Here is a 19,523-nt window from a genome sequence, read left to right as displayed (position 1 = left end):
CACTAAGTGGAAATAGGGGGATGTTCCGCGAGGCGCAAGCCGCTATCAGCACAGGGAAGAAGAATGCCCGGCCGCGCTGGGGCCCAACGCGGAAACGGCACGGCCCGAAATCGGCATTCGGGAGCCCGAACGGAGCCTGCCATGTCCTATCAGCTCATCGAATTTTCCGTCGAAACCGGTATTGCGACGATTGCGTTCAACCGGCCGGACCGGCGCAACGCCATGAGCGACGAGATGCGCGCCGAGTTCGTCGCTGCGCTCGAAGCCGTGGCCCGCGACAAAGCGATCAAGGCCCTGGTGCTGACCGGGCGCGGCAGCGCGTTTTGCGCCGGTGGCGACATCAGCGGAATGAAGCGCCGGCTCGCGGCGCCGCAGGGCGAGGTTGCATTCAACGGATGGAGCCGTCAGCAGGGCGTGCATCACGTGCAATCGTTCCTGCTGGGGCTGCCGAAACCGACGATCGCCGCCGTCAACGGCGCCGCGGCGGGTCTCGGTGCCGACACCGCGCTGGCCTGCGACTTCGTCATGGGCACGGAGCGATCGAAATTCACCTGGTCCTACATCAAGCGAGGTTTGATCCCCGACGGCGGCGGCCTGTATTTCCTGCCCCGACGGGTCGGGCTTCCCAAGGCAAAGGAGCTGATCTTTACCGGCCGCGTCGTCGAGGCCGACGAAGCGCTCGCGCTCGGCATCGTCGATCGCAAGGTGGCCTCAACGGAGCTGCTGTCGGCAGCGCAGGCCTGGGCGGTCGAACTGGCTCAGGGCTCTCCCACTGCGCTTGCGCTGGGCAAGAAGATCCTGAACGAGACGTTCGAGCATTCCGCGCACGACATTTTCAGTCTCGGCAGCCAGGCGCAGGCCATCTGCTACACCAGCGCAGAGCATCGCGACGCCGTGACGGCGTTCCTTGCGCAATCCGCGTCGAAGGATTGAGCGATGGATGCGATCGAACGCCTGATCCGCCCCCGCAGCGTCGCTGTCATCGGTGCGTCGGCAGACCCGAGCAAGACGTCGGGGCGGCCGGTGTCCTATCTCCGGAAGCACGGATTTACGGGTGCGATCTATCCCGTCAATCCGAGGGTCGCGGACGTCGGCGGTCTGACCTGCTACCCCGACATCGCCTCTCTGCCTGATGTGCCTGACGTCGGCCTTGTCCTGCTCGGCGCCGAACGCGCGCACGTCGCGGTGCGCGAATTGTCCGAGCGGGGGGCCGCGGCGGCGATCGTTCTCGCCAGCGGCTTCACCGAAACAGGGGCGGAAGGCGCCGCGCGCCAGAAGCAGCTCATGCAGGCCGCCGGCTCCATGCGCATCCTCGGGCCGAACACGATCGGCCTCGTCAATCTCACTGACAATATCGTGCTTTCGGCGTCGGGCGCGCTGGCGATGGATGACTTCCCGGCAGGGTCCATCGGATTGGTCTCGCAAAGCGGTGGCATTCTCGGCGCCCTGCTGTCGCGCGCCGCGGCGCGCGGGGTAGGGCTGTCGAAGCTGGTATCGACCAGCAACGAAGCCGATCTCGAGCTCGCTGATTTCATCGACTTTCTCGCCGGCGACAGCGCAACCAGCGTCATTGCGCTCTATGTCGAGGCGATCCGCAATCCATCTCGCTTTCGCGAGTCGGTCCTGAAAGCGCGACGCGCCGGCAAGCCAATCGTCGCTTTCAAGATCGGTCGATCGGAGGCAGGCGCACAAGCGGCCGTGTCGCACACCGGCGCGCTGGCCGGTTCCGATCGCATGTACGACGCCTTGTTCAGGCAACTCGGCGTGATCCGCGCCAGGACGTTCGAAGACCTGCTCGACATTCCCGCAGCCCTCAGCGTGGGACGGAAGCTGTCTGACCGGCGTGTTGCGATCCTCACCTCGACCGGCGGCGCCGGCACGATCGTATCAGACAGTCTCGGCATCGCCGGCTTTGCAACGCCCGCCCCCGACGCAGAGACGGCCGCGCAATTGCGCGCCTTGCAGTCGGGACCGCAAGCCAATCTCGATCGCAATCCGATCGATGTGACCCTGGCCGGTCTGCAGCCGGATCTGCTTCGTGCCGCGATCCGCATCCTGCTCGCAAGTCCGTCCTACGATGCGCTGGTCGTCATTGCCGGCTCGTCAGCGGTGGGATCGCCGGGCCTGATGGCCGATGCCATCCACGACTGCCTGCCGCTCAGCGACAAGCCGGTCATTGCCTATGTGAGTCCTCACGCGCCCGAGGTGGTTTCCGTCCTCACCCGGCGCGGCGTCCCTGCTTACACCTCCGCCGAGAGCTGCGCTGCTGCGCTCGACGGGCTGTTGCGGGCCGGAATGCCGGAGCACGTCCAGACATCCAGCTCGCCCCTGACGACGGCCGATATCAGCGACTTCCCGACTGGTTCGCTCGATGAAGCACAGGCAAAGACGCTGTTCGCCCGCTTCGGGATTCCTGTCGCTGCAGAAAAAGTGGTCGCAACGGCGCGGGAAGCGGAGCAGGCGGCGCGCGACCTCGGCGGCCGGGTCGTGCTCAAGATTCTCTCGCGCGAGATCGCGCACAAGAGCGATGTCGGCGGCGTCGCGGTCAACCTGACTGCCGAGACGATCGGCAGCCGCCTGACGGCGATGGCGGATGAGGTCGAGGCCAGGGCCGGGACGCGGCCCGCCCAATTCCTGGTTCAGGAGATGATTTCAGCCGGCGTCGAGATCATTCTCGGAATGCATCGCGATCCCCTGGGAACGGCCATCCTTCTCGGCATGGGCGGCGTCGCGGCCGAGTTGTTCAAGGACACGACGATGCGCCTGCTTCCGCCGGAAGGCGGCCTCAGCCTGTCCGAGGCGAAAGCGATGGCGCGCGATCTCGTCACCTGGCCGTTGCTGGACGGTTTTCGGGGCCGGCCGACATGCGATGTCGAAGCGCTCGCGGAAGCGGTCGTCGCTTTCTCGCGCATGGTTGCGCAGCTCGGTGATCGACTTTCAGAGGCGGAGATCAATCCGGTGTTCGTATTGCCGGCGGGCCAGGGCGTGAAGGCGGCCGACGGATTGGTTGTTCTCGATGTCTGAACAAAATCGGATGGAGTTTTAGATGGCCTGTGGCGATATCATCAAGCACGACCGAGCTCGCGGAAACGGTTACGCCATGCGGCGTCGGCGAGGTCTCGCCATCCTCGCCTGCGCTGTCGTCGCGGGGCTCGGACTGACGCCGGCGCGCGCCGAATATCCCGACAAGATCATCAAGATCGTGGTGCCCTTCGCAGCCGGCGGCGGGACCGACATCATCGCGCGAACGACCGCGCAGGAAATCCAGACGGACCTCGGCAAGTCCGTCATCATCGAGAACAAGCCGGGCGCCGGGACCATCATCGGGACCCAGACGGTGGCCACCAGCGAGCCCGACGGCTATTCGCTTCTGATGGCGACCTTCGCGCACGCGGTCAACCCGAGCCTGTACAAGAAGCTGCCGTTCGATCCGCACCAGGATTTCGCGGCGATCTCGCTGATCGCGCGGTCTTTCAATATCGTCGTGGTCAATCCGGCCTCCAAGATCAACTCGATCTCGGATTTGATCGCTGAAGCCAAGGCCAATCCCGGCAAGCTCAATTTCGGAACGTTCGGCACCGGCACCTCGGCTCATCTCGCGGGCGAACTGTTCAATGCGATGGCGAAGGTCAAGATGACGGCTGTGCCCTACAAGGGCGCCGCGCCTGCGATCAGCGATCTCTTAGGGGGACAGATCGACGTGATGTTCACCACGGTGGCCAGCGCGGCCTCGCTGGTGGCTGCAGGCCAGCTCCGGGCGCTGGCTGTCACGTCCGCCGAACGTTCGGCGGCATTTCCGCAATTGCCTGCGGTCGCCGAGGCCGGGGTTCCCGGTTACGCCGCCGAGTCCTGGTACGGACTGTACGCTCCGGCCAGGACGCCCGCTCCGGTGATTGCGCGTCTCAATCAGACGATCGCCAAGGCGGTTCAGTCCGGTGCTTTCAAGAAACTGGAGGCCAACGAAGGCCTGATCATGGTCGGCGGCGCTCCGGAACAGCTCGATCGCTATGTCGGGCAGGAGGAAGAGCGCTGGCGCAAGCTGGTCAAGGACGCCAACATCGAGGTGCAATAGCGAGCCGCGCATGAATCGCTTTTGAGACCCTCGGAGAGCACATTGCCGCGTGCCCATTATGGGCAGGAGTGACGCAGACCGTCGTAGCCCAGATAGGTCCCTGGAGGATACGAAACGTCGCGCGAGCGCGCCTTGCTCCTAGCTGTCCTCACCGTCACGCCGGCGGAAGGGATCGGCGACATCATCGTGACCGCTGCGGCTGCTGAAGAACATCAGGGCCATCAGCCCGCAGCCGATGAGCAGGGAGAAGAAAGCTCCGAGGCCAAGCGCGATCCAGCCATGCTTGCCCATTTCGACCCCGCTGCTGGCTCCCCAGACTGAAAATCCCCAAACGCCCGTGAGGATCAACATGGCTCCGAGAGCGACCAACAGGGCGATCTGGCCGGCACTGATGCTTTTCATGGCGGTTTCCGTTGTCTGCCTGGCGAGAGTCAATTGCGGACGCGAGGCGGTGTTCTTGTGACGCCGCCGCTCAGCGCCGTGCTCGTTCGAGTTCGCTCTGCCGGAGCATGCCTGACGAAGCTCGGAAGCAACTTGCGCGGCAACAACTTCCGCCACGGGTCGTCCGTGGAACTCTTACGAGATCACCGGCGATTCAGCGGCCCGCCATCCGGCGGCGTGCCGCTATCGCACGAGCGTTATGCTCCGTCGTATCTGCCTTCCTCATTCGGAGACGGCGAGGACGGTCAGCCTCTTGACGCGTTTGTCGGGCGTCTCGAACTCGATCCGCTGCCCCATTGAGAGGCCGATCAGGGCCGCTCCAACAGGCGTCAGGATCGAGATCCGGTTGAGCTCGATATTCGCCTCGTGCGGATAGACCAGCATGATCTCCCGGCTCGCACCCGTCTGGTCATCGCGATAGGTCACTTTGGAGCCCATCCTGACCACGCCGCGCAAATCGCTCTCTGCGGCGACCGACGCGCGCTCCAGCTCGCGCGCCAGAAACTGGGCGACACGGGGAAACAGATCCATGGTCGAATTCGCCAGCGAGCTGAGACGCCGCGATTCGTCTTCAGTGATCTTGATCGGCGGCAACGCCGGCTGGTCGCGCCGAATCTCGGCTTCGAAGTTGTGCATTTGATGTCTCCTATGCTGCAGTTGGTCCGGGATCGTCATCGAGCGGCTCGCTGCGCCGATGAGCCCGGAAGAGAGGGACGACGTTGGGGCTTGATCGGGTGACGCTCTGAACCCTGACGACGTTCAGGCAGCCGGCGAGGAGGTATGGCATTTGGTCGCCAACCCTCAGGCCGATCAAAGCGGCCCCCAAAGGTGTCAGGACCGAAATGCGGGCGGGATCCGACCAACACTCCTCGGGCCAGACCAATTGCACGATGCGACGCGGAACGCCCCAATTCGTGCAATACGTGACCCATGACCCCACGGTCACCCGCGAACGGAGATCGTCCCAATCGTTCGGCACGATGTCGGCGCGGTTGATCTCACTTATGAGGAATATCCCGTCCAGGTCGCCTTTTTGGGCGGCAAGGCGGGCAAGCTGTTCGAGTCGCGGATAGTCCGATGCGGTGAGCGCGATTTTTGGAAGAGGCAGCACGGCACACTCCTTCTGCTTCAATACGACCTCTCGAATGGAGGTCACGAAAGCTGGAAAAGAGCCCGGACGGCGCGAACACCGTCCGGCTAACCGCCTGCTTGGAGGCGGCCGGCGTGAAGACCAAAGCGCGCGGTGCGCGCATCTATGTCGACGACATATGCCATGACGTCCTGACTATAGTGATTCATTTCACTGACAACATTGCGGCGAAACCGCACAGTCGCGAGCGATCGAACCGTCGCCGGCAGTCTATGATTTGGCGGCGATGCGAGCTGCAGAGTCCACGGCTCAGCCGCCAGCAACGGAACCTCCGCCGGCGGCTGACGGTCCCGTCTCAGGATCCCCCATCATTGATCTGAAGCAATGATGATCACGATCACCAATGCTAGAGCGACTCGCAAGTCGCGACTCAGGGCTCCCCAGCCGGTCGCGGCAATCGCAGCGCGTGTTGGAATCTGAGGGCTCAATGGGACGACTACTGAATATCGTGACGCCGCTGCATACGGCGACGAAGCGCGACTACATGGGCCGCATGAACGACGACAAGATCGGCTGTTCGCTGAAGGCGCGGGAATACGAGGCCGACTATTGGGACGGCGACCGCCGCTTCGGCTATGGCGGCTATCGTTTCATCGAGGGGCGCTGGGCGCCGGTCGCCAAGGCGCTGATCGAGACCTACGGCCTGAAGGACGGCTCCAGCGTGCTCGACGTCGGCTGCGGAAAGGGCTTTCTGCTGTACGAGATGCAGAAGATCCTGCCGGGCTTGAAGGTCGTCGGCTTCGATATCTCCAAGCACGGCCTCGAAAATGCGCACGAGCAGGTGAAGCCCTACCTCTTCAACTACCGCGCCCAGGACATCTATCCCTATGGCGACAAGAGCTTCGACCTCGTGATCTCGCTCGGCACCCTGCACAATCTCCGGCTCTACGAGCTCGAAGCGGCGCTCAAGGAGGTCGAGCGGGTCGGCAAGAACAAATACGTCATGGTCGAGGGCTACCGGAACGTCGCCGAATTGCACAACCTCGAATGCTGGGCGCTGACGGCGGAGTCCATCCTGCATACGTCGGAATGGATCTGGCTGTACGGCAAGCTCGGTTACACCGGCGATTACGAATTCATCTATTTCGAGTGATCGGGCGCTCCTCATGGACATCAAGACTGCCAAGGCGGCCATTCTCGTCGAATCGGGCAAGCCGCTGATCGTCGACGAGTTCACCTTGCCCGACAGGCTCGAACACGGCCAGGTGCTCGCGCATGTGCACACGTCGAGCATCTGCGGCGCGCAAATCAACGAGATCGACGCCGTCAAAGGCGTCGACAAATTCCTGCCGCACCTTTTGGGGCACGAAGCGCTGGCCACGATCGTCGAAACCGGACCCGGCGTCGTCTCCTGCAAGCAAGGCGACACCGTCGTCATGCATTGGCGGCCCGGCAAGGGCATCCAGTCCAACACGCCGGCCTATTCCTGGCGCGGCAAGCGCCTCAATGCGGGCTGGGTCACCACCTTCAACGAATATGCCGTGGTCTCCGAGAACCGTGTCACGCCCGTTCCGGCCACGATCGACCGCACCAGCGCGCCGCTGCTCGGCTGCGCGGTGACGACCGCACTCGGCGTCGTCAACAACGACGCGCAGATCGCCATCGGCGAAGCCGTCGTCGTGTTCGGGGTCGGCGGCGTCGGGTTGAACATCGTGCAGTTCGCCGCGATGGTCGGCGCCTATCCCGTCATCGCGATCGACCGCCTCGACAACAAGCTGGCGATGGCGAAGGATTTCGGCGCCACCCACACCATCAACTCCGAAGCGGTCAAGGATGTCGCTGCCGCGGTTCGGTCCATCACCGGGGCCGACGGACCCGACAAGGTCGTCGAGACCACGGGCGTCAAGAATCTGATCGAGCTCGCCTACGAGATTACGGCGAAGAAAGGCCGCTGCATCCTGGTCGGCGTTCCCCGCGAGAAGGCCGAGATCTACACGCTGCCGTTACACTTCGAGAAGGTGCTGAAGGGCTCGGAAGGCGGGCAATGCCAGCCCGCGCGCGACATCCCGCGGCTCGTTCGCCTGAGCGACGCCGGCAAGGTGAGCTACCGCGGGATCGTGACCCACGAGTTCGCACTCGACGACGTCAACGACGCGCTCGACCTGATGCGCAGCGGCACCTCGGGGCGGATCCTGCTGAACATCAGCTAGGCCGGAGCGAAGGCGCCGACGATACGTCGGCGCTGGCGCTGGCGCTGCAGCAGCCAGGCCGCGATCGCCATGTTCACGACATTCCAGGCGATGCCGTTGACCAGCGCCGACGCGTAGGAGCCGGTCCAGTCGTAGATCGCGCCGGCCATAAAGGCCCCCAGCGCCATGCCGGCGAGCGTGACCGAGATGGCGAGGCTGACGCGAAAGCCGGCTTCCTGGGCCGGGAACAGCTCACGAATGATCACCGCATAACTCGGCACGATGCCCCCCTGCGCCAGGCCGAAAATGGCGGACACGACGTAAAGCGAGACCAGCCCGTTGAACGGCAGATAAAGCGCGAGTGCCATGGCCTGCATCGCCGAGCCCAGCAGCAAGGTCGGCAGGCCGCCGATGCGGTTCAACAGCCAGCCGAAAACAAAGCGGCTCGCCACGCTGAAGCCGAGCATCACCGCCAGCATTTCGGCGCCGCGCGCAGAGCCGTAGCCGAGGTCGCCGCAATAGGCGACGAGATGGACCTGCGGCATCGCCATGGCGACGCAGCAGCAGATGCCGGCCAGGGCCAGCAGGCCCTGGGTGACGCTGGGAGACAGGCCGATCGCCTGCATCGTGCTGCCGCGGCTCGCCGCCTCGCGCGCAGCCTTGTGGAGGACCGGCCGTCGCCGCAGAACCAGACAAAGCGGCAGCATCGTTGCGAGGCAGAACAGGCCGATGCCGATATGGGTCTGCCGCCAACCATGCGCGGCGATGGCATGCTGGACGATGGGTGGCCAGACTACGCCGGCAAGAGAGCTGCCGGCCATCGCCAGGGAAATGGCAAGGCCGCGGTGTCTGTCGAACCACAGCGAGACGTCAGCCACCAAAGGCGCGAAGCTGGCCGCGCCGCCGAGCCCGATCGTGACGCCTGAGATGATCGCGAACACGAACAGGTTCGGAGCGAAGGCGGTGAGGACGTAGCCGAGGCTCATCAGGACCGTGCCCCCGGCCAGCGGCGGCAGGATGCCGAAGCGATCTGTCAGGCGGCCGATAACGATGCCGCCGATCATGAAGCCGATGATGGCGAATGTGTAGGGCAGGGTCGCCTCGGCGCGCGGCGCGTTGAAATCGGCCTGCACCGCTGGCAACGCCACGACCAGCGACCACATGCCGACGCAGCCCAGTGTGCTGAGGGCCATGGAGACGGTGAGGCGAATCCAGGAATAGGAATTTTCGATCGACGGCATGTCAGGCACTGCGGCGGGTTTCCTCGGGCTGCATGGAGACCGGCCCTGGGGTATCGCTCGCCGCCACCGGCGACAAAGCAGGATTTCTCTTTTGTCGCGCGAGCAAAACTCATGCATCCTGCCCGCCTCCCCGCATCGCCCGGAGCCGGCCATGACGTATCTGCTGCCGCCACTCAATGCCCTCCGCGCCTTCGAGGCCGCCGCCCGTCATCTCAGCTTCAAGCAGGCCGCTCACGAGCTGCACGTCACAGCCGGTGCCGTCAGCCAGCAAGTCCGCCTCTTGGAGGAGCGGCTGGGGGTGCAGCTGTTCGAGCGGCGGACGCGGCAGATCATTCTGACCTCTGCCGGCGAAACCTATCTGGCGCGGGTCCGCGAGGCGTTTCGCTGCCTTGCCGAGGCCACCGCCGAGCTCAAGCCCGAGGGCGTCACAAGCCTGCTGCATATCGGGCTCCACGCCAGTTTTGCGGTCGATGCGTTGCGGGCGCGGCTGGCGCAGTTCCGCCGGGCCGAGCCCCAGCTCGCCATTCGCATCAGCCAGCCGGCGGGGCTGCACGAGCTGCTCGAAGGCAAGGTCGACGTCGTGATTGCGGACAGGGTGCAGCGCTGTCCCGGCTACAAATGCGAGCCCCTGCAGAGCGGCTTCCTGATCGGTCCGCTCGGCACCGCAGATTGTCCGGAGATCGAAACCTTGCGGTCCTGCCTGCTTGGCGATGTCGAGCGCGCGCGGCCGGCCACGCCGAGGGCGCCGCTGGCTGCCAGTGCGGCAAGGCCGGCACGCAGACCATCCAAGCCGTTCTTTTCCGCCTGAACGAGCCTGTTCGCAGGTTTTGCCATGACGGCTTCGCACGCCGGCCGTAACCGCCGGTTAACCATGGATATTTACGGTGTCGAAAGCCTCTGAATTTCGTCTGTCAGTTGATTTCGAGTCGAGCCCATGGCGTTCGGTAGCCGCGCAACTCCGCGAAGCATCGCCCCGACGGAGCCTGCGGCTTCGTGGGAAGCGCCGCGGGCTGCGCGGATGAAACCTGACGGCGCCGCGCCGGCACTTATCAAGGGCTCGCTGACCGTTACCGGCGTGCTGTCTTTCCTGCGCGAGAACGGCCGGCGGATTTTGACGCTGGCGCTGGCGCTGTTCGCCCTCGGCGTCGTCGCTCTGATGGTTCTGCCGGTCCGGTACGCCGCGACGGCTCTGGTCGTGCTCGATCCCCGGGAGCTGCGCGTGACCTCGGATCAGGAGGTGCTGCCGGGCATCGGCCAGGACGCCGCGGCGCTTCAGAGCCAGATCGAGATCGCCAAATCGGACGGCTTTCTCCGCCCCCTGATCGAGCAGCTCAAGATCGCTGATGACGATGACATCGCGGGCGGTCATACCGATATGACGCGCCTGCTCGAAAAATTCCGCAACCGTCTCGAGATCACGCGGCGCGGGCTCACCTACGTCATTGCGATTTCCTTCACCTCGAACCGCTCCGAGCGCGCCGCTTACTACGCCAACGCCATCGCCGCGGCCTTCGTTGCCAGCCAGGGCCGTGTCCGCACCGAGGCCACGGACGAGGCGGCCGACTGGCTCAAGGACCGGCTGAAGACGTTGAACGAACGGCTGCGCGCATCGGAAGACGCCGTCGCCGCCTTCAGGCTCGAGCACAAGATCCTCAATGCCGGCAAGGATTCAACCACGCAGCAATTGCGGGTGACCGATCTCAATCAGCAGGTCTCCGCCGCACGTCTTCGCACCGAGGAAGCCAAGGCGCGCTACGAGCAAGTGCAACGCGATCTCAAGGCCAATGTCGAGGGTCCCGTGAAGCAGGACCTTTTGAGCATGCTGCGTGCGCAGCGCTCGACGCTGAACGACCAGATCGCGCAGAAGAAGGCGGTGTATGGCGAGCGCCATCCCGATCTCGCGATCTCCTACAGCCAGCTGGCCGATATCAACCGGCAGATCGAGGTCGAGCGGAAGAAGAACATCGATACCGCCAAGTCCGAATATGAGGCTCAGCTGGAGCAGCAGAACGCGCTGGAAAAGCAGCTCAAGACGGTCGAGACCCAGATGCTGGTCGACGGCCAGGCGCTGGTGAAGCTGCAGGAGCTGCAGCGGGACGCCGATGCCAACAGGAACATCTACGAGCAGTTCCTGTCGCGGTTCAAGACGACCAGTGAGCAGCGTCAGCTGCAAAACTCCCAGACCAAGATCGCGTCGTCCGCCATTCCGCCGCTGCGCTCGACCCGTCCGCCGCTCGCTCTGCTGCTGGCGGCGCTGGCGATCGGCTCGCTGCTGACATCGACTGCCGCAATTGCTGCGATGACGAGCATGTCCGGCGGGCCCGCGCCTGCCGAGGCTGCCGTGCACGCGGCGGCAGAGGACATGCAAGGCCGGCAAGTCCAGCAGCAGGCCCAAGCGCAAATCCCGCCTTCCGTCGCGGCCGCGCCCCGGCCCGAGGCGATGCCGCGCCTTCCCGTCTGGGCCCGCATTCCCGATCTGGCGCAGGGGACTGCGACCAACACCAACACCGTCTGGCAAAAACCGATTGCCGTCCCGGCGGAGCTCGATCTCGGCGCCTATCTGCGGCCGCTGCTCGAGCGGATCGATCGCGTGCCGGTGCGCGGTTGCAAGGTCGCCCTCGTGCTGTCGGTCGGCAAGAGCGCCGGCGGCAACACCGTCGCGCGTTCGCTCAACCGCGCCGCCGTGAACAGGGGCATGATGAGCGTCCTGATCCGGCTGCAGCCGGAATTCGCAGGCCACCAGCCGCCGGTGACCGAATGGAACGACGGCTCGACCACGGCGGGACTTCAGTCGATCGACGAGCTTCTCAGTGCCGGCCGAAAGGCCGATGCGAGTCCCGAGGACGATATTCGCTCGGAGTTCGATCTGATCATCGTCCATGCCGGCAATCTCGCCTTGCAGCCCGACGCCATCGCGCTGGCGGCGCATGCGGACCTGATCGTCCTGGTGGCGCGCGCCGGCGAGCTCGGTTCGGCGGCGATGCGCCGGGTGACCGCGGCGCTGTCGCGGTATGAGACCGTGCCGACAGGGCTCGTCGTCAATCATGCGCCTGCGGGTTCGCAGGCGCCGCACCCCGAGGGCGGCGCATTGGGTCTTGCGGTTTGACGATGACTGCGTCGCGCCGTCGTCTGCTGACTGCTGCGATGCTCCTGTCGATCTCATTCGGACCGCCGGCCTTCGCCGGCACTTGCGTGCCCGTGCCGCAGACGGTTGCGCCGGAGAGGCTCGCCGCACTGTCGCGCGGCTTCAATGCCGATGGCTGGATCAACGGTGCGCCGCCAAGCCGCGAGCTGCTGCAGCAGCTGCGCAAGGCGGGCATGAGCCACGTCCGGCTGCCGGTGCCGGCCGAGCGCGTGATGCCTCGTTTCGCCGCGAAGGCCGAACGCGACGAGACGCTGCGCGTGCTCGACACGGCGCTGAAGCAGCTCACCGCGCTCGGCTACGCCATTTCGGTCGATCTTCATCCCCGCGAGCGCTTCAATCGCCTGCACAAGGAGGATCCCGACGCGGCGTTGCGTGAGATGCAGGACGCCTGGAGCGGCCTTGCAGAGGTCATTCGATCCTATCCGGCGGATCGCGTCTTCGCCGAGCTGCTCAACGAGCCCGATGTCGATGCCGACACATGGCAAAGGCAGGTCGAGACGCTCGCCGGCTTCGTCCGCAAGTTGCTTCCCGCCACCACGCTCATTGTCGGTCCGGTCAATTGGCAGCGCGCGGATTCGCTGCCGCGGTTTCGTCCGCTGGAGGATCCCGACATCGTCTATGCCATCCACTTCTATGATCCCATGGTGTTCACCCATCAGGGCCACTGGGATGCGCAGGATCCGCTGCACGACATCATGGACCTGCCTTATCCGATCAACGCCGGCGATCCCAAGGTGCAAACGCTGCGCCAGGATCTGCAGGCGAGGGGCGCGACCAAGGCGCTCGGCATGCTCGACACTGCAATTGCCGCGGCCAAGGACAAGCCGGGCGCCGATCGCTGGCTCGCGCCCGCGCTCGCATGGCAGCAGCAGTTCAAGCGGCCGATCATCGTCAACGAATTCGGCGTGTTGAAAGCCGGCGCCCCCAGACAGAGCCGGTTGCGCTGGCTGGCGGATGTAACCGCTTATGCCCGCGACCATTGCTGGGGCTGGGCGCATTGGGAGCTGGCGCAGGGTTTTGGCCTCGTCGACAACAGCACCGGCAGGCCCGATCCCGACGTGATGCGGGCGCTGCTCGGCGCGCCCCGGCCCGGCCGGCGCTGAGATCGGGCCGGTTCGGTATCGTTAACGACTCCTTGCCCATCGCCCCGCTATCGTGATCGCCGCGCGATGCCAAAGGACGATCGATGAGCGCCGGGGACTCACTGCAGGTTCACAGCGGGCAGGCCACGACATCGCCGCCGGCCTGGCGCGAGCTGGCCGCGACGTTCTGCATCGCCGTGGCGACGATCGGGTTTGCGCCGGTCCTGCATCTGGCGAATCCGGCTCTGGCCATTGCCGTCGAGGTCCTCGTCGGCATCGCGATTGTCGTGGCGGTACCGACCTACGCGCCCGCGATCGCGATCTTTGTCCTGTTCTTCCAGAACCTGTTCGTCTCGATCCTGTCGCCGCTGGTGCCGCTGCCGTCCGATCTCGACTTCATCAAGGGCTACAATTTCCTCGTCTGCTCCGTCATGTGGCTGGCGACGTTCGGCCTTTACGTGCTGGGCCAAAGGACTCAGTCGGCTGAGGTGAACCGGATCATGCGCTGGGGTGTCGTGACTCTCGCCGTGGTGTCGCTGTATTTCGCGATCGGCTTCATCCAGGACGGACAGCCGGCGGCGGTCTATCTGCGCAATATCGTGCTGCCGCTGTTCCTGTTCCAGCTGTCGCTTCTGACGGCCGCGACCTATGAGGTGCGCATCACGCCGTTCCTGGTGACGCTCGCGGTCATCATCGTCGGTTGCGGCTATGTCGAGCTCGTCTTCCGCGACGTCTGGCTGGCCATCACCAACAGCTATACGTTCTGGGGTTTCGACGAGCTCAAGGCGACTCATTCGGGTGTCTGGGAAGCCCAGATGAGGGCCACCGGCAACGTGCCCGTCGGCCTCAAGGACCGCTTCAGCTTCGACTTTCTGAACACGCCCCTGCTCGAAGGGTTCGGCCTCTCGAAGATGCTGCGCATCAACGGTCCGAACATGCATCCGATCAGCTTCGCTTACGGGATCGGCTTCCTCGCCCTGTTCCTGTTCTCGGTGGGACGGCCGCTGCTGGCCCTCGCGGCGTTGCCGCTGCTGGTCTTCTGCAGCGTGAAGGGCGCGCTCATCGTGGTGATCTTCGTGGTCGCGGCCTGGATCGCGACCCGTCTGATCGGCGCCGTGCTGACGTTGTTGCTCGGCATCGTCGGCATGATCGCCTTTGCGGTTCTGGCGATCCGCCTCGGGCTGCAGATCGGCGACTATCACGTCATTGGGCTGATGGGCGGTTTGGACGGATTCGTGCAGAGACCTTTCGGCCGGGGCCTCGGCATTGGTGGCAATTTATCGGAGAGCTACTTTTCCATCGACTGGAGCGCCGCCCAGGCGGCCGGAACGATTGATGGCGCGGTTGAGAGCGCGATCGGCGTGCTCCTGTACCAGATGGGCGTTGGCGCCTTCGTGCTGCTGGCCTTCTATTTCGCGATGGCGCTAAAGGCCTGGCGCCTCTACGCGTCATCGGGCTATCTGACGCAGGGTCTCGCCGGCTTCGGCGTCATGGTCGTGCTGCTCAACGGATTGTTCCAGGAAGAGGCCTTGTTCGCGCCGCTCGCGCTGGGGCTCATGCTCTCGCTCACGGGCCTCGTCATCGGCAGCCATGTGAGAATGCAGGCCGTCGCCCGCGAGGATACGGGAGTCGAGCAGCTCACCGGCTACCAGTCCGTGGCGTAGCTCAGCGTCAGGCGCGCACACCTGAACGCTTTGACTCAGGAACTTCCACTTTTTCCCGGCGTTGGTCTCGCGGGTCGCACAAACGGCCGGCTCCGCACGATGAAGAACTTCTCCAACGCTGAATTTTCACCCGAGGTGATCGCGATCATGACGGGCGCCCTGGAAGCCGCGGTTGCGAGCCTGCCGGAGCCCGTGCAAGCTTCGCACGTCAACATGCTCGCCGAATCCATCCTGCGCACGGCCGCCGCGGGCGAGCGCAACGTCGCCAACCTGCAAAGGATCGCCTTGATGGAGCTGCAACTGGTGCCGCGCGAGTGATGAGGTGGACATGAAGTCGACATTCGCAGCTGTCGCAGCGCTCCTTGCCACGCTGTCTGCCGCCCAGGCAGAGAGCTGGACGGCCTACCGCATCGCCGAGTCCGGAACATCGGTGGACATTCCCGTTTCGCTCTTCACGGAGTTGGCAGGCAAGCCCGACGGCTTCGGCCAGCAATTTCGCACCTCCGACGGCAGAGCCGATCTCACCGTACAGGCCGTTTCCAACAGCCAGGGTCTTTCGCCGGCTGCATTCCTGGCCACGAAGAGTCCGCCGTCCGGCATCATCTACAAGCGTGTCGCCCCGAATTTCTTCGTCGTCTCCAGCATCAAGCGCGACAAGATCTGGTACGACCGCTGCAACTTTTCGCGCGGCTATGTGCACTGCGTGCTCATCAATTATCCCGCGGCCGAAAAGCGGCAATGGGACCGCGTTGTCACGCGGATCAGCCACAGCCTCGGCGGCGGCTGAACTCATCTGGAAAAGAGCTGCCCGAAACGAGCTCGTGCGCAAGTCACGAGGCGCCAGCTTGACGCGCTCTGATCGGCCCGGTTCTTGTGAATCGTCCTGATGGTTAGACTGCCGCCCGCCTCACCGCCACCCCAGCGCCGGGGCCACGTGCTTCAGGATCGCCTCGATCGCATGCGCGCAGTAATCGACCCCTAACTGGTTCGGGATCGTCAGTAGCAGCGTGTCTGCCTCCGCGATCGCCTCGTCCTGGCGCAGCTGCTCGATCAGCGCATCGGGCTCGGCGGCATAACTCCGGCCGAAGATCGCCCGGGTCTGCGGGTCGATGAAGCCGATCTGGTCCTCGCCTTCGCCGCCCCGGCCGAAATAGGCGCGGTCGCGATCGTCCATCAGCGCAAAGATGCTGCGGCTGACGGAGACGCGGGGCTCACGGGTGTGGCCGGCTTCCTTCCATGCGGCGCGAAAGCTACGGATCTGCGCGGCCTGCTGCACATGGAAGGCTTCGCCGGTCTCGTCGTTCTTCAGCGTCGAGCTCTGCAGATTCATGCCGAGCTTTGCCGCCCACACCGCGGTGGCGTTGGAGCCGGCGCCCCACCAGATCCGCTCGCGCAGGCCTTGCGCATGCGGCTCCAGACGGAGCAGCCCGGGCGGATTGGGAAACATCGGCTGCGGATTGGGCTCGGCAAAACCCTCGCCCCGGAGCAGGTCGAGAAAGACTTCCGCATGGCGCCGGCCCATGTCAGCATCGCTCTGGCCGTCGGCCGGCCGATAACCAAAGTAGCGCCAGCCGTCGATTACCTGCTCGGGCGAGCCGCGGCTGATGCCGAGCTGCAGCCGGCCGCCGGCGATGAGATCGGCGCTGCCAGCGTCCTCCACCATGTAGAGCGGGTTCTCATAGCGCATGTCGATCACGGCCGTGCCGATCTCGATCCTGCTCGTCCTGGCGCCGACCGCCGCGAGCAGCGGAAAGGGCGAAGCGAGCTGGCGCGCGAAATGATGCACCCGGAAATAGGCGCCGTCCGCGCCCAGCTGCTCGGCCGCGACCGCAAGCTCGATCGATTGCAGCAGCGTGTCTGCGGCCGAGCGGGTCTGCGATTGCGGCGAGGGGGTCCAGTGTCCGAAGGAGAGGAATCCGATCTTTTTCATGAGGGCTAGGTATGCATGACCGGAAGAATTTGCGAGACGCTGGCCGAGGGAAAAATGGCGGCAAGGCGTGTGTCCGTAAGTGCCTCTAGGAGGAAGCAGGCCCGGGTTCGCACCACGACGTCAGGTCGTTCGACTTCGATCTGCCGTACCGGGGAAGCGGCCTCAGATTTCGCAGCCGGTCAAATTCAATGCCTTGAGTAGGCCGCCGAACGCCTTCAGTCGACAGGGCTCGGTCTCGCCGGCGGCCTTTGCACGCTGAGCATTGGCAGCTCGCTTGGCAACAATTGCCTTTGGCTTCGGCTTGGGACGTTCGGCGGTCGCGATCGTCTTCGCATCGCGCCGATGACGGACGATCGGTTTCGGCGCGGTCGAATCGACTTGGATGTCTTGCGGAGCAACGGGGTTCTCGACCGGAGCAATTTGTGTCGGCATCGCGCTGCTCACAGCGGCAACCTCGAGGCGATCGGCCTTCGGCAACGCGTCATGTGACGCAGAGACGCTTGCGCTCTGCTCGGCAAGCGGCGGGGCGATCGCGACGGCGCGACGCGGTGGAGCGCTCAGCTCCATTGCCGACAGCACGCCTGCGCTCAACAGGATGAGGAGGCCCAACAACGCCATTTTCAGCATAAAGCGCCTCTAACCCGGGGTTAGTGCCGCTCAAGATTCTCCGCTGCAATAAGGCAACTTGTCGGCGATTGCCGATCTCCGGCGAATCATTTGCCGACAGGGTTAACGTCGGTGATGCTTCTGCAGACCGTACTTCGTCGTCGGAAAATGGTGTTTTCGCGGCCGCGACCTGAGCACAAAGAGAGCCATCGTCATGTCTCCTGTTTGAGGGAAGCCGGACGCCGCCTGACCAAATAGGCGGGCGCTGCTTGTGACCCAAAGCGGTCCTTCGCCACGCCCTTGAAAGGCGCCCGGGAGCATCTAAATAACATCCATAGACCATCCAAGGGGATGGTAATAATGGATGTACCCATGGCCCATAATGTGCGCGAGCTGCGACCCAAGGCCCCCGACACCGAGAAGATCACGATCAACCTTGGCTATGTCGACCTCGGTCATGTCGATCTCATGGTGCAGGAAGGGTTCTATTCGAACCGGACCGATTTTATCCGGACAGCAATCCGGAACCAGCTGGAGCGCCACGTAGAGGTCGTCAGACAATCCACGGCCCGGAAGAACCTGGACCTCGGGCTGCGCAACTACACTCGCGAGGATCTCGAAGCGGCGCGGCGCGCCGGCGAAATGCTGCAGATCAATGTTTTGGGCTTAGCCACCATCGCCCAGGACGTCACTCCCGAGTTGGCTCGCGCCACAATCGCGTCGGTCTCGGTGCTGGGGGCCCTTCACGCCACTCCCGCGGTCAAGGCCGCTCTCGCCGACAGAACGAGGTGAACGATGCTGAATCAAGTCATAATCCGCGAAGCAACCCGCCTCACGCGTGCCGGCCAACTGGTCGAGGCCACCGCGCTCCTGCAGCGCATGCTCCACGGCGGTAGCGCTCCAAAACCAGAGCATCGCAACGCCGCTCAGGCTCGGCTCCCGGGGCTCGATCCGCTTACCATCGACGCTACGGCCGACGTCGTCGAGGAGCGGGAAGCTCCGCAGATCTCGCCGGCCCGCTCTGATCAGCGACGCAGGCGCTCCTCACCGCTCGACGGCATGCGGGATTTTTCCGGGCTCGGCCTGCGAAGTCCGATCGCACGCGCTCCTCTGTCCCCGTCGGACATGGTGCCCGAGGGCACACGGTTTATCGCCGGTACCTTCAGTAACGCCGCGGGAAGCCGGACCTACAAGCTGTTCATCCCAAGCCGCTGTGAGGGACGACGGCTTCCGCTGATCGTCATGCTTCATGGATGCACCCAGTCGCCCGACGATTTCGCGGCCGGCACCCGGATGAACTTCTTGGCGGAAGAGCAGAATTGCTTCGTGGTCTATCCTGAGCAACCGAACGGAGCCAACCCATCGAAGTGCTGGAACTGGTTTCGCACGGGCGACCAGCGCCGCGGCGGGGGCGAGCCCTCGATGATCGCCGGCATTACCCGCCAGATCATGCGCGACCATGCGATCGATCCCAAGCGCGTATACGTCGCGGGTCTGTCGGCCGGCGGGGCCGCCGCCGCCATCATGGGCGCAACGTATAGCGACCTGTACGCGGCGGTCGGTATTCATTCAGGCCTCGCGTGCGGAGCCGCGAGCGATCTTCCCTCCGCGTTCGTCGCCATGCGGCAGGGAGGCGGCTCCAAGGCAATTGCGGACGGCAAAACTTCTGTGCCGACCATCGTTTTCCATGGCGATCGCGACACCACGGTGCATCCAAAGAATGGCGATCAGATAATCGAGCAGTCGACCAGGGCAACGAGGCCGACGACGAAGGTACTTCGCGGACGCGTACCCCACGGCCATGCCTATACTCGCACCGTCCTGATCGACGGGGCCGGTCGGGCGATCTCCGAACACTGGAACATCGATGGCGCTGGACACGCGTGGTCAGGCGGCAGTCCCGCCGGGACCTACACTGATCCGCAGGGGCCGGATGCGACGAGGGAAATGCTGCGCTTCTTCCTCGAGCATTCGCTCGGTGGGTAATCTGGCTTCACCGCCCGATCCGAAGCTACCGGCACCGACAACGTCCTCCGGACGATAGGGCTGCCGCAACATCAGGG

At 64.6% G+C, this 19,523-nt stretch carries 19 protein-coding genes; 13 read left to right on the top strand and 6 right to left on the bottom strand.

The window, feature by feature from the left end; genetic code table 11:
• The first annotated feature begins 141 nt into the window (after positions 1 to 141).
• The 3 genes from AABA86_RS04340 to AABA86_RS04330 are packed head-to-tail and all read left to right on the top strand — an operon-like array spanning position 142 to position 4,072.
• On the top strand, positions 142 to 933 hold the full coding sequence (locus tag AABA86_RS04340; RefSeq protein ID WP_338306147.1) for an enoyl-CoA hydratase/isomerase family protein: 792 nt from the start codon (positions 142 to 144) through the stop codon (positions 931 to 933).
• A gap of 3 nt (positions 934 to 936) precedes the next feature.
• Positions 937 to 3,024, top strand: coding sequence for an acetate--CoA ligase family protein (locus AABA86_RS04335; RefSeq protein ID WP_338305856.1), 2,088 nt, complete (start codon positions 937 to 939; stop codon positions 3,022 to 3,024).
• 22 nt (positions 3,025 to 3,046) lie between these two features.
• Positions 3,047 to 4,072 (top strand): tripartite tricarboxylate transporter substrate binding protein, encoded by a 1,026-nt coding sequence (locus AABA86_RS04330; protein ID WP_445083446.1) that lies wholly within the window; start codon positions 3,047 to 3,049, stop codon positions 4,070 to 4,072.
• Positions 4,073 to 4,210: 138 nt separating this feature from the next.
• On the opposite strand, the gene AABA86_RS04325 is transcribed toward AABA86_RS04330, so the two are convergent.
• The 3 genes from AABA86_RS04325 to AABA86_RS04315 all read right to left on the bottom strand — a co-directional run bounded on the left by AABA86_RS04325 (position 4,211) and on the right by AABA86_RS04315 (position 5,645).
• Positions 4,211 to 4,630, bottom strand: coding sequence for a hypothetical protein (locus tag AABA86_RS04325; RefSeq protein WP_338305853.1), 420 nt, complete (start codon positions 4,628 to 4,630; stop codon positions 4,211 to 4,213).
• 105 nt (positions 4,631 to 4,735) lie between these two features.
• Positions 4,736 to 5,149, bottom strand: coding sequence for a nucleoside diphosphate kinase regulator (rnk, locus tag AABA86_RS04320; RefSeq protein ID WP_338305852.1), 414 nt, complete (start codon positions 5,147 to 5,149; stop codon positions 4,736 to 4,738).
• Positions 5,150 to 5,159: 10 nt separating this feature from the next.
• On the bottom strand, positions 5,160 to 5,645 hold the full coding sequence (locus AABA86_RS04315) for a GreA/GreB family elongation factor (RefSeq protein ID WP_338305850.1): 486 nt from the start codon (positions 5,643 to 5,645) through the stop codon (positions 5,160 to 5,162).
• Between the two features lie 445 nt (positions 5,646 to 6,090).
• Between AABA86_RS04315 and AABA86_RS04310 the strand changes: the two genes are divergently transcribed.
• On the top strand, positions 6,091 to 6,756 hold the full coding sequence (locus tag AABA86_RS04310) for a class I SAM-dependent methyltransferase (protein ID WP_246550051.1): 666 nt from the start codon (positions 6,091 to 6,093) through the stop codon (positions 6,754 to 6,756).
• A gap of 13 nt (positions 6,757 to 6,769) precedes the next feature.
• The gene (locus AABA86_RS04305; protein WP_338305849.1) at positions 6,770 to 7,813 is read left to right on the top strand and encodes a zinc-binding dehydrogenase; all 1,044 of its coding nucleotides are present in this window, start codon (positions 6,770 to 6,772) and stop codon (positions 7,811 to 7,813) included.
• On the opposite strand, the gene AABA86_RS04300 is transcribed toward AABA86_RS04305, so the two are convergent.
• The gene (locus tag AABA86_RS04300; RefSeq protein ID WP_338305848.1) at positions 7,810 to 9,033 is read right to left on the bottom strand and encodes an MFS transporter; all 1,224 of its coding nucleotides are present in this window, start codon (positions 9,031 to 9,033) and stop codon (positions 7,810 to 7,812) included. The genes AABA86_RS04305 and AABA86_RS04300 overlap by 4 nt on opposite strands.
• A 151-nt stretch (positions 9,034 to 9,184) precedes the next feature.
• Here AABA86_RS04300 and AABA86_RS04295 point away from each other — a divergent pair, with 151 nt between their 5' ends.
• The 6 genes from AABA86_RS04295 (at position 9,185) to AABA86_RS04270 (ending at position 15,711) form a co-directional block, all read left to right on the top strand.
• On the top strand, positions 9,185 to 9,841 hold the full coding sequence (locus AABA86_RS04295; protein WP_338305847.1) for a LysR family transcriptional regulator: 657 nt from the start codon (positions 9,185 to 9,187) through the stop codon (positions 9,839 to 9,841).
• 126 nt (positions 9,842 to 9,967) lie between these two features.
• Positions 9,968 to 12,139 carry a GumC family protein gene (locus AABA86_RS04290; protein ID WP_338305846.1) on the top strand — a complete coding sequence of 724 codons (2,172 nt, stop codon included), beginning with the start codon at positions 9,968 to 9,970 and terminating at the stop codon, positions 12,137 to 12,139.
• A 2-nt stretch (positions 12,140 to 12,141) separates the two neighbouring features.
• Positions 12,142 to 13,281 (top strand): glycoside hydrolase family 5 protein, encoded by a 1,140-nt coding sequence (locus tag AABA86_RS04285; protein WP_338305845.1) that lies wholly within the window; start codon positions 12,142 to 12,144, stop codon positions 13,279 to 13,281.
• Positions 13,282 to 13,364: 83 nt separating this feature from the next.
• Positions 13,365 to 14,924 (top strand): hypothetical protein, encoded by a 1,560-nt coding sequence (locus tag AABA86_RS04280; RefSeq protein WP_338305844.1) that lies wholly within the window; start codon positions 13,365 to 13,367, stop codon positions 14,922 to 14,924.
• Positions 14,925 to 15,023: 99 nt separating this feature from the next.
• Positions 15,024 to 15,242, top strand: a complete 219-nt coding sequence (locus tag AABA86_RS04275) for a hypothetical protein (protein WP_028140810.1) — start codon at positions 15,024 to 15,026, stop codon at positions 15,240 to 15,242.
• 10 nt (positions 15,243 to 15,252) lie between these two features.
• Positions 15,253 to 15,711, top strand: a complete 459-nt coding sequence (locus tag AABA86_RS04270) for a hypothetical protein (RefSeq protein WP_212246125.1) — start codon at positions 15,253 to 15,255, stop codon at positions 15,709 to 15,711.
• A gap of 120 nt (positions 15,712 to 15,831) precedes the next feature.
• Here AABA86_RS04270 and AABA86_RS04265 read toward each other — a convergent pair whose 3' ends face one another.
• Positions 15,832 to 16,854, bottom strand: coding sequence for an LLM class flavin-dependent oxidoreductase (locus tag AABA86_RS04265; RefSeq protein ID WP_338305843.1), 1,023 nt, complete (start codon positions 16,852 to 16,854; stop codon positions 15,832 to 15,834).
• A gap of 162 nt (positions 16,855 to 17,016) precedes the next feature.
• A complete protein-coding gene (locus tag AABA86_RS04260; RefSeq protein ID WP_212246121.1) occupies positions 17,017 to 17,481 on the bottom strand; it encodes a hypothetical protein in 465 nt (154 codons plus the stop codon).
• 351 nt (positions 17,482 to 17,832) lie between these two features.
• On the opposite strand from AABA86_RS04260, the gene AABA86_RS04255 reads away from it, so the two are divergent.
• On the top strand, positions 17,833 to 18,252 hold the full coding sequence (locus AABA86_RS04255; protein WP_338306146.1) for a CopG family transcriptional regulator: 420 nt from the start codon (positions 17,833 to 17,835) through the stop codon (positions 18,250 to 18,252).
• Positions 18,253 to 18,255: 3 nt separating this feature from the next.
• Complete coding sequence (locus AABA86_RS04250) at positions 18,256 to 19,446, top strand: extracellular catalytic domain type 1 short-chain-length polyhydroxyalkanoate depolymerase (RefSeq protein ID WP_212246119.1); 1,191 nt, start codon at positions 18,256 to 18,258, stop codon at positions 19,444 to 19,446.
• Positions 19,447 to 19,523 lie beyond the last annotated feature (77 nt).

This window comes from Bradyrhizobium sp. TM233, assembly GCF_036247965.1.
Taxonomy (GTDB): Bacteria; Pseudomonadota; Alphaproteobacteria; order Rhizobiales; family Xanthobacteraceae; genus Bradyrhizobium; species Bradyrhizobium ottawaense.
The sequence above is the reverse complement of the archived record's forward strand: the minus strand, read 5'-3'. Positions and strand labels throughout refer to the sequence as shown.

Excerpts from the sequence above, each read along its gene's own strand:
- AABA86_RS04340 (WP_338306147.1), top strand. The coding sequence starts at position 142 with ATGTCCTATCAGCTCATCGAATTTTCCGTCGAAACCGGTATTGCGACG.
- AABA86_RS04335 (WP_338305856.1), top strand. The coding sequence starts at position 937 with ATGGATGCGATCGAACGCCTGATCCGCCCCCGCAGCGTCGCTGTCATC.
- AABA86_RS04330 (WP_445083446.1), top strand. The coding sequence starts at position 3,047 with ATGGCCTGTGGCGATATCATCAAGCACGACCGAGCTCGCGGAAACGGT.
- rnk (WP_338305852.1), bottom strand. The coding sequence starts at position 5,149 with ATGCACAACTTCGAAGCCGAGATTCGGCGCGACCAGCCGGCGTTGCCG.
- AABA86_RS04310 (WP_246550051.1), top strand. The coding sequence starts at position 6,091 with ATGGGACGACTACTGAATATCGTGACGCCGCTGCATACGGCGACGAAG.
- AABA86_RS04305 (WP_338305849.1), top strand. The coding sequence starts at position 6,770 with ATGGACATCAAGACTGCCAAGGCGGCCATTCTCGTCGAATCGGGCAAG.
- AABA86_RS04300 (WP_338305848.1), bottom strand. The coding sequence starts at position 9,033 with ATGCCGTCGATCGAAAATTCCTATTCCTGGATTCGCCTCACCGTCTCC.
- AABA86_RS04295 (WP_338305847.1), top strand. The coding sequence starts at position 9,185 with ATGACGTATCTGCTGCCGCCACTCAATGCCCTCCGCGCCTTCGAGGCC.
- AABA86_RS04290 (WP_338305846.1), top strand. The coding sequence starts at position 9,968 with ATGGCGTTCGGTAGCCGCGCAACTCCGCGAAGCATCGCCCCGACGGAG.
- AABA86_RS04285 (WP_338305845.1), top strand. The coding sequence starts at position 12,142 with ATGACTGCGTCGCGCCGTCGTCTGCTGACTGCTGCGATGCTCCTGTCG.
- AABA86_RS04280 (WP_338305844.1), top strand. The coding sequence starts at position 13,365 with ATGAGCGCCGGGGACTCACTGCAGGTTCACAGCGGGCAGGCCACGACA.
- AABA86_RS04275 (WP_028140810.1), top strand. The coding sequence starts at position 15,024 with ATGAAGAACTTCTCCAACGCTGAATTTTCACCCGAGGTGATCGCGATC.
- AABA86_RS04270 (WP_212246125.1), top strand. The coding sequence starts at position 15,253 with ATGAAGTCGACATTCGCAGCTGTCGCAGCGCTCCTTGCCACGCTGTCT.
- AABA86_RS04265 (WP_338305843.1), bottom strand. The coding sequence starts at position 16,854 with ATGAAAAAGATCGGATTCCTCTCCTTCGGACACTGGACCCCCTCGCCG.
- AABA86_RS04260 (WP_212246121.1), bottom strand. The coding sequence starts at position 17,481 with ATGCTGAAAATGGCGTTGTTGGGCCTCCTCATCCTGTTGAGCGCAGGC.
- AABA86_RS04255 (WP_338306146.1), top strand. The coding sequence starts at position 17,833 with ATGGCCCATAATGTGCGCGAGCTGCGACCCAAGGCCCCCGACACCGAG.
- AABA86_RS04250 (WP_212246119.1), top strand. The coding sequence starts at position 18,256 with ATGCTGAATCAAGTCATAATCCGCGAAGCAACCCGCCTCACGCGTGCC.